We start from the raw sequence: 12871 nt of genomic DNA, 5'->3' as shown, positions 1-12871 counted from the left end.
TGGCTATTTCGGAGTGATGGTGCCACCTGTTTCGGTCAAACAGTGCCACTTTGAAAGATACTGCAATTATATAAAAAATTAATGTTACTCGTTCTTTAAAGCTCCTTTTCTTAGTGATTCTCCTTTGAGGTCGATCCGATGCGAGGAGTTCACGATCCTGTCTAGGATAGCGTCTGCAATAGTTCCTTCCCCAATAATATCATACCAGGCGGATACAGGTATTTGTGAAGATATAATTGTGGAAGCTTTGTTGTACCGGTCATCGATGATATCCATCAGTGTTTCCCTGGCGTGGTTATCAAAACTCTGCAGGCCAAAGTCATCGAGGATCAGTACATCCGCTTTAATGAGTTTCCCAAGTTCCTTAAGATAAGTGCCATCCACTTTACTCAGTTTTAATTTCTTAAAAAGGCGGGCAGTATTGGTGTAAATGGTTTTGTATTCCATCATACACCCCTGATGACCTAAAGCCTGGGCCAGGTAACTTTTGCCAACCCCGGACGCCCCGGTAAGGATAATATTTTCCTTTCTGGTGATAAAATCCAGTGTCCCCAGGCGGGTAAACATGTTCTTGTCCAGGTTTCGTTGCTGGGTGTAATTTACATCGGCCAGGTTCGCCTCTTGTTTAAAGCCGGCCTGTTTTAAGAGCCGCTCTATCTTCCGGTTCTGCCGGTCTTCCCATTGGTGATCGATCAGCAGAGCGAGGTATTCATCAGCAGTGATATTCTCTATACGATTGTCCTTTATGTGCTGCTGGTGCAACTGGGCCATAGCCCCCAGGCGCATTTGTTTAAGTTTTTCAATAGTCTGATTGTTATTCATATTCATTGGATTTAAATGGTTTATTATTTATATGCAGAAGCACCCCGTAAGTTATCGTGTTCCGGGATGTGTGGTTTATCTTCTTCGAGATCCTGGTAAAACAGGGAGCTTTTGTCCAGGTTGTTTTTCAGGATATTTTTAATGCGCAGGTAAGTAACCGCGTCTGCCTGCAAAGCTCTTTTACAGGCATCATCCAATCGCTGGGAGCCATAGGATTTATGGAGCTGGATGACCCCCATAGCTCGTTTATATCCTATTTCAGGATAGTCTACCGCGGTGATTATTTTCTCAATACAGCCCAGCACGTGCTTGCCATGTATGGCCGCTTTCTTTTTAAAAAATTCAGGACTCCAATCGCTATAGTATTTATGGGTACTGCTTAAATGATCTTTGTTGGTATTATAACTGCCTTTTGATGGGTTGCGCTGGTGCAGGGCGATCCGCTGATGATAATAATATACTTCTACAACGGAACTGGTATAATGGATGGTGGTTTCCTTTCCTATGTAACGATAGGGTGCGCTGTAATAACTTTTATCCGGGGAGAAGTATACATAGCCTATTTTCTGAACCTTTGCCCTTCGGTAGCCTTTCAGTTCATAGACTGTCTCTGGCAGGGGCTTTAGGTATTCCCGTTCCACAGATTGGAAGAGTTCCCTGCGACTGGCTTCCTTGCGGGAGAACAACAGGTCATTGTACCGCTCCAACAAGCGTTTTATCTCCCGGTTCAGATCTTCCAAAGAGAAGAAGCTCATTTCCCGAAGGGGATAATAGATTCGCTGGTAGGCAAGGTTTACGGCATTCTCCACCAAGGCTTTATCTTGCGGGGCATAGCCCCGGGCAGGATTTATCACACAGTCGTAATGCCGTGCGAAGTCTTTAAAACTCCTGTTGATGTCAGCCTCATACCTGCTGGCCCGGGTTACCGCTGATTTTAGGTTGTCGGAGACAATGGCTTTGGGAACGCCTCCATAAAAGTGCAGGGCATTACAGCAACAGGTAATCAGGTCCTCTCGTTTCTGGCTCCTGCAGGCTTCCACGTAAGTGTACTGGCTGTTGGGAAGGATGGCTACAAATACTTCTACCGGGATTAGTTCACCGGTTTCCTTATCAATAATTTGGAGCTTTTTGCCGGCATAATCAATAAAGACTTCATTCCCAGGATCGTGTTCAAGTTTCATCGAACCTTTAACCTTGGCATATTTGCGCCGGTAGTGTTCCATAAACTGGGTATAACCATAAGGATCTTTAGCCTGCGCTACATATTCCTGATAATGGTATAAAAAAGTAAACCCTGGATGATTCCGGGCCTTGTTGACCCCCTCAAAATATAACATCAGTTCCTCATAACGAGGGTTGTCAATAGTAGTGTGTGAAGGAAAAAGCTTTTCTAAGCCAGCATTATCAAGGGCCAATAATTCCTTAAGGGAAGAGCCGCTGGCCTTGAACAGCCGCATATAAGTATTTACCGTATTGCGGGAGATCCCAAGGGTGGCACCTATTTTACGGTTGCTAAATCCATCGAGATGTAAGGAAATAATTTGTTTTAAGTCCATTGGATCAAGTGTATTGGCCATATCGCTTGTTTTTAAGCGACAAGGTATTATTTACTTGATCTTTCAAAGTGGCACAAAACGAACCGAAACAACTGGCACAAATCGAACCGATATAGGTTCACCTATAACCTAAAAGTGGCACAATTTGAACCGAAATGCCTGGCACTAACCGACCGAAATCACTGGCACAAATCGATCCGAGATATCCAACAAATATGATTTCCCTGGATTTACCTGAAGTTCATACTCCAGATTATTTTAAGAACGTTTTTTATTCTCTACAATTAGTTTTTAGTGGGACTCGTGTTACAGTTATGTACTATGGTGAAGATGACACTTACCTCTCACAGGTTCTTTACTTTGAAAATTGGGATATTGCCGGGGGAGATTTAGAATCAGAAAGTTTCGGTAAAATTCAGGAAAGAGCCTTGAGGGCCCTGGGTAATTATATTCCAGACCTTAATAGGGAGGTATACGATCTTTTTAACGAAGAGTAGACTCAATTAAATAGTGAAAGTTTTTCACTTAAAATTATAAAAAACAACCTACTATTTTTTCTTCTTAGAGTTGTTTTTATCTGAATCTTTAGCTGCTTTTTCTTCTAGCTTCTTCCTTAACTCTTTCATATCCTCACTAATTTTTCTATCCACAATTTTTGCGTAATGTTGGGTCGTTCTCAGATCCTTATGGCCTAGCATTTTGCTTACAGACTCTATAGGCACTCCATTGGAGAGCGTTACAGTAGTCGCGAATGTATGACGAGCCAGGTGCGTGGTAAGTGTCTTTTTTATTCCACAAAGCACAGCAATCTCTTTTAAAAAAGCATTGTAGTTTTGATTACGTGGAACCGGAAGAATCAAGTCCTTGCCCTTTACTCTTGGATAATCTTTATAGCGTTCAATAATCTCTTCAGCTATTGGGAGTAAGGGGACGCTGGTTATAGATTTAGTTTTCTTTCTTTTTGTTCTTATCCATCTTCCACCATCAATACCTTTAATAATATCCTTTTCAGAGAGTTTTTCCAAATCACCAAAAGCTAAACCGGTATGACAACTGAAAACGAACATATCCCTGGCAATTTTTAAACGGTCAAAATGAAGTTCCTTCTCTATCAGGGCTTTCACTTCATCTTCATTTAGGAATTCCCGATCTACGCTTTCATATTGAACCTTATAATTATAAAAAGGATCCCTGTCCATCCATTGATTGGCTAGTGCTATACGAACTATTTTTTTAAAATTGTTGACGTATTTCAAGGCCGAGTTGTGATTACACTTTCTTGTAGTTTTTAAAAAAATATTCAAATCTTGTAATAAACTGGTGGTCTATATCTTTCATTCGGAAATCCTCGGTTTTATAAACCTCCTTTAGAAACTGCTCAAGGTGGTTATAACAGGTCCAATAACGCTTAGCGGTGCTCTTAGAGATACTTTTTCCTGAAAGACGATCCATTTTTTCATTGTGCTCTTTAAACACCTCTAAGGTCATTTTAGATTTGTTTTTGCCAATTCCTTTAAGTTCTCTTATCAAGGTTGTTGCTGTAATTCTTTGATCCTTTTCTAAAAGTGTTTGTTGGATTCGTTTTAGTTTATTTTTTAAAACATCCATATAATTATTTAATTCCTGAGCCTCCTGGCTTCTTCCCATCATTTTTTCAGAATTTACATTCCATTTTCGAGGGTCAACCTTCCTTCCGATACTCATATCAGACCGCTTGGAATTGACTGTAACGCGTAGGTAAATATCACTTTCTGATGATTTATTACTACGGCTTTTTCTAGTGTAAAATGATACGTGATGATAAGTGTCCATAATTTTGAGTTTAAATTGAGTAATTAATGTACACTATTAAATGATAGGTTGGAAAACTTTAATATTTTGTAAACAATTGATATAAAGGCGTTTTTGACGCTCTCAGTGTACAATTTTCCCCGTAGTTATTGGTCACCGGATTGCACACATAATTTTTGATATTATTTGAGTTATTTTGATATTCTTAAAAACAAAAAACCCCGTAAATCCTAGGATTTCGGGGTTTTTGATACATTTTGGAATGTAATAAGTGGAGTCGGAGGCTATTGAACTTTCTATATTTACTTATTATTCATATATTATAAATAATACGTAAAGCCTTTAAAAATAGCTTGTTTTTATGCTTATTATCATTTACATTTGATAATTAAATATAGTATAATTGTCACCTATTTTGTCACCTCAATTGTCACCTTTTAAAATTTGGCCATATGACTTCAACTTTTTATTTAAAGGAAGCTAAATCCTCCGGAGAGTCTTTAATTTACTTTTCCTGTTATTTCAAGGAAGAAGGAAAAAAGTTTGTTTATTCTACGGGTGAGAAAATTGCTCCCGAACTCTGGGACCAAAAGAATAAACTGCCAATTATGCGAGGCAAGAAGAAAGCAATTAACCGCGGATCTATAAAAACTCAGCTAGGACGTTATGAAGATTGTTTTAAGAATACTAGGTCTCGCTGTATTGAAATGCAGGAAGATTTTACTTCGCAGCTTCTAAAGAAAGCTTTCGATGAAGAATTTAAAAAGGCCCCCACTGGAAAGAATATTTTTTTTGATGCATTTGATGAATTTGTAGATCAAAAGAAGAAAAACCATGAGTGGAAAAAATCAACTGAAAAGCGGTACCAGAATATTAGAAACCTGTTAGAGTCCTTTCAAGCTGATACAGGTTACAAACTTTCCTTTAACTCAATAAATGCTAAATTCCACGCTGATTTTACTTATTACTGTATGGAAACCAAAGGGCACGTTAATAATACTTACTCCCGAAATCTCGGTTTATTTAAAACTTTTATGCATTGGGCTTTTGATCGTGAAAACGGTTATACCTACAAGGAGGATTTTAAGAAGTTCAAGAAAAAGGAGCGCGTTATTACTCAGCAAATAGCTCTGAAAAAATCAGACCTTCAAAAGTTAATGGATCACCAATTTAAACCAAACCAAAAGTATTTAGAACGGGCCCGGGATGTTTTCGTTTTCTCTTGTGTTACCGGGCTGAGGTTTGGTGAATTAAGCCTTGTATCAAAGAAAAATATATATGATGGTAATTTACATTTGAAAGAAGAGAAAGGGGCAGAAAAGGAGGCTAGGGCGATTCCTTTGAACGATTTAGCGGATTATATTCTAAGAAAATATAATTTCAATCTTCCAGTAATTAGTAACCAACGTTACAACGATTACATAAAAGATATTTTTGAAGCTGCCGGATATACCTGGGAAGTTGAAAAGAACGTAACTAAAGGGAAGAGTGTTGATCGTCAAACTATGCCATTCTTTAAGCGAGTAAGCACACACACGGCCAGGCGAACATTTATAACGATGCTGAAGCGCGAAGGTAAAAGTGATAAACTTATTTCTAAGATAACAGGTCATAAGGATCTAAAAACATTAAACCAGTATTACCAGGTCGATGATGAAGCAAAGAAAGATGCTGTGGCCAATACCTTTAATATCAGTTTTAAACCGCTAAAAAAAGTACAATAAAATGGACACTTTGTATAATATGACTTATTTTGTTAAAACTTGTACTCAATACAGGGATGTATTAAATAGCAAAGAAGATTCTAAACATATTGATCACGGGAAAAACCTAAACGAAACTTTCAAAAAGGAATACTTAAAATTCGTTAAAGAAGAAAAATTTTTCCCTGGTTGCCCATTAGCAATTTATAAGAAAACTTATAATGAAAGACTTAAGAGCTACAAGGAAATACGACCAGATGCAGATGAATTCGATTTTTTAAAAGAAGAATGGGAAGCAAATATTGTAATACATGCCGCTCCCACCGAAAGGCATTCGTTCTATAAACATCTCGATTTTAAACCTCATTTACAGAATTTAGATTTATCTACTGCAAAAACTCGCGATTTTATTGCAAAAAAAATTATCGAATTAGGGCATTACTTGACACCAAAATATGAGATTTATTACGATGAAGACACCACCGAAAGAGAATACGAAATTGATAAATGGAATTCTGAACCTATTAGAAATAAAGAATTAACAAGTGCCGATATATTATCACATAACCAGTCTGATGAAGACGATAATAATTTAGATCCAACAGCAACGCAATGGGTGTTATATCATTATATACTTCAAAAGTCTAAAATTAAACCTTGGTTCGTAGATAAGAAGAAGGAGTTTAAGCAGTTGGAAAAAGAATATGGAAAACATTGGAATAATCTTCAGATAAGATGGAACCAAATTAATAACTCTGAAGGTCAGGAGGGTTATTCGAAAGGAGATTTACGAGTTGTTGAAAAATTATTAATTTCCAATCATCCTAAAGCTATTCCTGCTTTAGAAGAAATTTCCAGAAAATTATTTTAAAATTATATACCCTATATATAGTTACTATTCCAGCAATTCATTCTAACTCTTTCGCAATTTAGCCTTGAATTTAAAACTCAAGGTAATGGAAAATGTAACTCAAATCCACGGAATAACTAAAGAAGATCTGCTAAATGACTTCAGCAGATTAATTGATGAAAAACTTAGCAAACTCCAAGCCTCTAATAATAGACCTAGAAAACATTCAGTAAAAGAATTAGCTCAGCATTGCGGTGTTAGTGAATTAACTGTACGTAACTGGATCTCAGAAGGAAAAATCAAGGCCGAAAGATTAGGTCGTAGAATCTTTATTGCAGAGGAGGAGTTTCAAAGAGCCCTTACCGAAGTTAAGTCATTAAAGTACCAGAGAGCATAAAAAAACCCTAGAGCAGTACCAATCCTCTAGGGTTAAATTTTAATTCATTAAAGGCTTAACGATGTGTAAATATAGTAAAAAAATAGGTTTCAAACCTCAGTTTTCTAGACTTTTAGAGAACTTCTTCACATTAATTTTCAGGTTCGCACCACTTCAATATTCAGAATTCTATAGATCTAAATCTTATGAAGACTGGATATGAACTAGCAAAACAATTACGAAAAATAAGGAGACGGTATTGCTTGAATTCTACAGATCAGGCTCTCTTTTATGAATTGGTAGCAATTTGTAATGAAGAAGGATGGCCCGATATCTTTAGAATTTCAAATTCCGAGTTGTGCAGCTATTTAAGAATATCAGAAAATACCTTAGTTAAATCTAGGCAACAACTAATTGATGCCGGTTTAGTTGGTTTTAAAAGCGGGAAATCTAAAAGAGAATATAGTTCCTACTCCTTGACTACCTCAAATTTTGAGGTAGATACTGAGGTAAATGATGAGGTGGATACTGAGGTGGAACCTTCGGTAAATGCTGCGGACTTATATAATAGAGAAACTGAAACTAAAACTGAAACTAAAAAAAGTAGTTTCTCTTTTGATGAATTCTGGGAAAAGTACCCGGTTAAAGTTGGCAAAAAGAAATGTTCTAAGAAATGGGATAGGTTAACCAATCAGCAAATAGAAAAGATTAAAACCACTCTGGATGATTTTATTGCTTTTGAACAATTTCCAGGTTGGAAACATCCTAATCCGGAAACATACTTAAATAACGAACGGTGGGAAGATCAACTTGCTAAAAGCAATTCTGGCCAGAGGGTTAAAAGTCCAACTGAAAATATGCAGGTTATATGAAGAATATAATTCCCTGGGAAGACATAAATCTAAAAGGTAGAACTTCAGGAAGCTTTAAAGCTAAGTGCCCGAATTGTGTTCACACCCATAGCCGCGGCAAGAAAAATCAAGAAGATTTAAGTGTTGATTTGGGTATAGGCAAAGCAATGTGTCATAGATGCGAGGCTGTTTCTTTCCGTGAAAGCGATAATGAAAAACACAATTATACTGCAGTGACTAAAAACTACCAATTACCAACTCAAGAATGGAAAAATAAAACAGAGCTTTCGGACAAAGTGGTGAAATTCTTCGAGAAAAGGAAAATTAGTCAGGCGACAATCAAGAATTGCAGAATTACCCAAGAGAAACAATATCAGCCTCAGTTACAAAAGGAAGTTGAAAATGTAGTTTTTAATTTCTTTGAAGGTGATCAGATCGTCAATAAAAAATTCAGATCAGCTGAAAAGGCTTTTACTCAATCGAAAGGAGCTAAAAAAATCTTTTATGGTATTAATGACATTTCAGGATTTGATGAGGTTTATATCGTAGAGGGTGAAATGGATAAACTCGCACTCTATGAAATCGGAATTAAAAATTGTATTTCTCTTCCTTCAGGAGCAAATGATACGGATGATACCTGGGAAAATGCTGAGCAACATTTAAATCACGTCAAGAGATTTCATATTGCAACTGATTGTGATGAGAAAGGGGAAATCGTTGCTGATAAAATAGCCCAAAGGTTAGGACGTTGGAGATGTGATAGGATTCGCTTTAAGAATAAGGATGCCAATGATGATTTAATCGAAGGCAGAGATGTTCTTGAAAAGGCAATATCAAAACCAATTCCCTACCCAGTTAGCGGAACCTACACTGTAGAATCACTTCAGGACAATATTTTGAAACTATACGATGAGGGGATTCCAAAAACAATTTATCCAAAAAAGTATTATTTCGGAAACTTTAGAGAGTCATTTTCAACGATGCGCGGCCATTTGGTTACCGGTACCGGGATACCTTCCCATGGTAAATCTGAGTTTACGGATTGGCTAGTGATGAACTTAATTAATGACTACAATTTAAAGGGCAGCTGGTTCTCTCCTGAGCATCACCCAATGGAATTACACCAAACAAACTTTATTAGTAAGTTTTACGGTAAACCATTTTTTAAGGAAATAGAAGGCGTTCCCAGAGTTACCAGGTCGGAGATTGAAGCTTATAAAGATTGGGCAAATGAGAGAATATATCTCACGGGTCCAGAAGGTGATCAGGCCCCTACTTGGGATTGGTTATTGGATAAATTTAAAGAGCAAATGTATTCTTTCGGGATTGACATATTTGTAATTGACGCCTTTAATAAAGTACTCTTCAACGGCAAAGGAAATAAGCTTGATCTCATTAATGAATGCCTAACTAAGCTTACAAGCTTTGCTCAGCGACATAACGTAATCATATTCTTAATTGCGCATCCTACAAAAATGCAGAAAAATGAGGATGGTTTATATAATTGCCCCAGTCTCTATGATGTAGCCGGCAGTGCTGATTTTAGGAACCAAACTCACGATGGCTATACGATATATCGTCATTTCGAAAATGAAGCAAAGAATATTGCCGAGGGAACCGATTTCATCAATATGAAAACAAAGTTCGGATTTCAGGGAGAAATTGGGTCTACGGTTTCATTCAATTATCACAAACCTAGCGGCCGCTTTTACGCTAAAGGCATTCGGTATAAAAATGAGCCATTAGTATCCAATATTGCAGATCAAGAGCAAATTAATTTTCAAAGCCCTTCACCTGAAGGCAATCACTTTCAAAACCAAGACAATGAGACATCATTCTAATGAAAGTCGGAAACCACGTGATGAGGTTGAACCCACACATCACCCAAACTAGCCCTGAAAGAAAAAAATACCGTGTTGTTGGCGTTGCTAAAGATCCGTCAGAAGCTCCCCAATGGATAGGTAAAACTGAAAAATATCACTGGATTGTTACCATAAAATATCTGGAAACAAACGAATTAATTGATCTCTTTTTCGATTGTTATGATCAATGCCATGAAAAGAGAAAATTAAAAATTTAACATTCCGGATTTTCCCCTGCAAGATGTGTATTTGTGGCCACAAACTACAGACTATGCCTTCTTCGTAGGTGGGAAAATTCGCAACAAAAAAGTAATCAATTTTAATATTTATATACAATGACAACAAAAACTCAAAAGCGAACATTGCTAAAAGAAGATCTTACCATCTGGAAGCAAATGACAAAAGACTTGGTGAAATTAAGACCAAGCCTTCAGAAAATGAAAAATGCTTATCTGGACCTAGAACTTGGAGAATTTTCTAATGAAATATTCCACGATGCTACAAGTAACCGGACCGCGGTTATTCGTAAAAAATATATCACTGGAATTGAAAAGGAACTTAGTGCAACCGGGATTAAATCTAGTGTAGTAATTCAACCTGTTTTAAATAATGCAGAGAACCAATTCAATGAATTTCTTAAGAGTATTGAAGCAGTTAAAAATTTCGAGTTCCCTAGAGGTTATGATAAGCACCTCCCCAAGTTGAAATTGAAGCATATCACATACTATGATTATGATGCTTTTGAGATTGCACAAGAAGACCAGGAGGAGATATTAGAAGAACACTGCAGGCTTTATTTGGAAGGGGACCAGGAACACGAAACCCACAGAAAAGTGAAAAACTTTTTAGAGGTTTTCGAAGATTTAACGGATCACTTCGATAAAATAGGATATCAGTATGCAAGTGCATTAAGTGATAGAAATAAAGGTCTGAGTACTATAGCAAGCTCTTTCTTTGACTTTCAAGGTGAAAAAATCACCATCAAGCCTAATTCCATTCGATGGGCTGTTTCAGGACAAAAGCAGCAAATTGAGGAAAGAAAGAAGAGAGGATTTTAATGAGGCTATTTAAAGTCAAATTAGAACGTTATCAATGCGGGAGAAAATTGCCATGGGAAAAACAGGATGTTGTGGAGGCTATAGAAGCTCCTGCAATCGGTAAATCTAAAATTCTTATGGCAGTACCTCCAATTGAAGAACGTATTGTAGGAGTGGAGGAAATTAAATTGAGTGTGGATTATACCAATAGTCTACACTCAATTGTCCTCGAAATAATAGAACGTAATCGGAAACTATTCAGAAAGCAAGTTGAGGTCCAGGATAACGAAAAGAATGTTTCTGAACGAATGAAATTTATTAAATGGTATATCGAAACCCACGATGCACCCATAGAAGAGCTTTTGCAAGACCTATCGGAGTTTTACTTGCATATCACTCAAGACCGCTTAATCCGCATCCTGAAGGAGGAAAAAGTCATTAAGGATGTTGACAAATGTTGACATTTATTACTAATCAAAACTTGACAATTTTAGCAATGCAATTAGTAAAAATGCTAAAAATTGCTAAGGTCTGAGGACTATTAAGTTTGGGGCTTTTAACCATTACTACATTAGGACGAGAGTTCGGGATCAAAAAAATATAAAGATCCTCATATGGAGAAGGATATAGCCTGGTAAAAGCGGTAGATTGTCAAGTATTGTCAAGGTTAAAAAATATGTTGGAAGGGGGAGGTTAGGGGTAGGATTTTAAGAGTCAATAGTCAAGGTTTAGTCAAGGGTATGGCCTTTTGAAAAATAAAGACTGGGATAAAAAACAGGCAAGGTTCAGGCAAGGGTGAGATCGTTTGAAAAAGGCGAAAATGCTTTTAAAAACAGCTAAGGTTCAGCTAAGGGTAAAATGATTTGGGAAACTTAAAATTAAATTTAAGTACGGCAAGGGTTGCGAAGAAAAAAGGGTGAGGTTAGGGTTAGGTTTAAAACTTTTAAAACAGTGGGAAGTACAGAGATTATTTATAAAAAAAATGACCGAAATTGACCGAGTTTTAAAATTAAAAATACTCGCAATTACTCGCATTAAATTTCCTCGAAATACCTCGAATCGAAAAAGTAAATCCAGAGAATTCCAGAGGTTTAAAATAACCAAGGTTCAGAACGGTTGAACTCCGCAAAAGTCGTTGTCAAGTATTGAATTAACGGTTGCCGCTGTAATTAGGTGACAAACAGGGTGACATTTACTAGGTTTGAAGGACTTTCGGAAGCTTAAATATTCAAAATATCTAGATAAGAACCCATTAAGAGATTTAAAAAAAAAGGGGCGAGAAAAGGGCGAGTTAATTTATTCTAGTTTCTTGATTCTATAGAATAAATACTAAAAAATATATTTTTTAGTATTTAGTTTTTCTTTCTAATGGCATCTACGCATTCAAGAGATAAAAACGGGGTTCACTATGTATACTACTGCATACTTTAGCATTAGAAATTTTAAACTTAGAATAATGAGTCAAAGCAAGAAAAAAACCTATAGCCGATTGGTTATGAATATGCCAACTGATATAAAACGGCAATTAAGAATTCTTGCAGCTATAGAAAATCAAACAATGACTGATTATATAAACTCATTGATTCAAAAGGAAATTCAAACTAAAACCAACAAATTATGACACCAGAGGAAATTGAATTTTTAGACAAAGCAGCAATTGGATATATGTCTAGTGGCTTACCAGGAATAGGCTTTACTGTAAGCTTCCCCTAATTAGAACTGCTTGATTGTCCAAAAATATCATTTTTCATTCTCCTGGCGGTACCGCCAGGAGAATGACTTTTCGCGTATGCTACGGGCGCCATTTTTCCCAATGCATTATGTGGTCTTACGTTGTTGTAATCTTCCATCCAGTTCTCGGTTTGTTCCCTTACCTGATTGAGATTTTCAAATAGGTACTTATTGAGAACGCCCCTTCGATATGTTCCATTGAACCGTTCTATAAAAGCATTCTGAGTTGGTTTCCCGGGTTGAATATACTGAAAGTCGATTTCTTGCATCTGGCTCCATTCTGAAGCGATCT

General features: G+C 36.8%; 15 protein-coding genes. 10 read left to right on the top strand and 5 right to left on the bottom strand.

Annotated elements, in window-relative coordinates:
* Positions 1 to 84: 84 nt before the first annotated feature.
* Positions 85 to 822 (bottom strand): IS21-like element helper ATPase IstB, encoded by a 738-nt coding sequence (istB, locus tag BM084_RS18780; protein WP_075327970.1) that lies wholly within the window; start codon positions 820 to 822, stop codon positions 85 to 87.
* A 23-nt stretch (positions 823 to 845) separates the two neighbouring features.
* Entirely contained in the window at positions 846 to 2399 is a 1554-nt protein-coding gene (gene istA, locus BM084_RS18775) for an IS21 family transposase (RefSeq protein WP_093303511.1), read from the bottom strand.
* A 134-nt stretch (positions 2400 to 2533) separates the two neighbouring features.
* On the opposite strand from istA, the gene BM084_RS18770 reads away from it, so the two are divergent.
* On the top strand, positions 2534 to 2875 hold the full coding sequence (locus BM084_RS18770) for a hypothetical protein (RefSeq protein ID WP_093306646.1): 342 nt from the start codon (positions 2534 to 2536) through the stop codon (positions 2873 to 2875).
* A 51-nt stretch (positions 2876 to 2926) separates the two neighbouring features.
* On the opposite strand, the gene BM084_RS19485 is transcribed toward BM084_RS18770, so the two are convergent.
* Positions 2927 to 3682 (bottom strand): site-specific integrase, encoded by a 756-nt coding sequence (locus BM084_RS19485; RefSeq protein ID WP_317040684.1) that lies wholly within the window; start codon positions 3680 to 3682, stop codon positions 2927 to 2929.
* Positions 3648 to 4190: a phage integrase SAM-like domain-containing protein gene (locus BM084_RS19480; RefSeq protein WP_250637706.1), complete on the bottom strand. Its 543-nt coding sequence runs from the start codon at positions 4188 to 4190 to the stop codon at positions 3648 to 3650. Before BM084_RS19480 ends, BM084_RS19485 begins: the two co-directional genes overlap by 35 nt.
* A gap of 431 nt (positions 4191 to 4621) precedes the next feature.
* Between BM084_RS19480 and BM084_RS18760 the strand changes: the two genes are divergently transcribed.
* From BM084_RS18760 to BM084_RS19250, 9 genes are all read left to right on the top strand, one after another.
* Positions 4622 to 5893, top strand: coding sequence for a site-specific integrase (locus BM084_RS18760; RefSeq protein ID WP_093306643.1), 1272 nt, complete (start codon positions 4622 to 4624; stop codon positions 5891 to 5893).
* A 1-nt stretch (position 5894) separates the two neighbouring features.
* Positions 5895 to 6743 carry a hypothetical protein gene (locus BM084_RS18755; RefSeq protein WP_093306640.1) on the top strand — a complete coding sequence of 283 codons (849 nt, stop codon included), beginning with the start codon at positions 5895 to 5897 and terminating at the stop codon, positions 6741 to 6743.
* Positions 6744 to 6828: 85 nt separating this feature from the next.
* Positions 6829 to 7119, top strand: a complete 291-nt coding sequence (locus tag BM084_RS18750) for a helix-turn-helix domain-containing protein (protein WP_093306637.1) — start codon at positions 6829 to 6831, stop codon at positions 7117 to 7119.
* Positions 7120 to 7304: 185 nt separating this feature from the next.
* Positions 7305 to 7970 (top strand): helix-turn-helix domain-containing protein, encoded by a 666-nt coding sequence (locus BM084_RS18745; RefSeq protein WP_143083698.1) that lies wholly within the window; start codon positions 7305 to 7307, stop codon positions 7968 to 7970.
* Positions 7967 to 9790, top strand: a complete 1824-nt coding sequence (locus BM084_RS18740; RefSeq protein WP_093306633.1) for a bifunctional DNA primase/helicase — start codon at positions 7967 to 7969, stop codon at positions 9788 to 9790. The genes BM084_RS18745 and BM084_RS18740 overlap by 4 nt, the downstream gene beginning before the upstream one ends.
* Entirely contained in the window at positions 9790 to 10029 is a 240-nt protein-coding gene (locus tag BM084_RS18735; protein ID WP_093306631.1) for a hypothetical protein, read from the top strand. Before BM084_RS18740 ends, BM084_RS18735 begins: the two co-directional genes overlap by 1 nt.
* Positions 10030 to 10146: 117 nt before the next feature.
* A complete protein-coding gene (locus BM084_RS18730; RefSeq protein ID WP_093306629.1) occupies positions 10147 to 10869 on the top strand; it encodes a hypothetical protein in 723 nt (240 codons plus the stop codon).
* Positions 10870 to 10985: 116 nt separating this feature from the next.
* A complete protein-coding gene (locus BM084_RS18725) occupies positions 10986 to 11309 on the top strand; it encodes a hypothetical protein (protein WP_143083697.1) in 324 nt (107 codons plus the stop codon).
* Between the two features lie 995 nt (positions 11310 to 12304).
* Positions 12305 to 12469: a hypothetical protein gene (locus BM084_RS19250; RefSeq protein WP_177195734.1), complete on the top strand. Its 165-nt coding sequence runs from the start codon at positions 12305 to 12307 to the stop codon at positions 12467 to 12469.
* A gap of 88 nt (positions 12470 to 12557) precedes the next feature.
* Here the strand turns inward: BM084_RS19250 and BM084_RS18715 are convergent.
* A partial coding sequence (locus BM084_RS18715; protein ID WP_143083696.1) for an integrase core domain-containing protein occupies positions 12558 to 12871 on the bottom strand: 314 nt, incomplete at its 5' end.

The sequence above is a fragment of the Salegentibacter agarivorans genome (assembly GCF_900113135.1).
Taxonomy (GTDB): Bacteria; Bacteroidota; Bacteroidia; order Flavobacteriales; family Flavobacteriaceae; genus Salegentibacter; species Salegentibacter agarivorans.
This window is presented reverse-complemented; position numbering and strand designations above follow the sequence as displayed.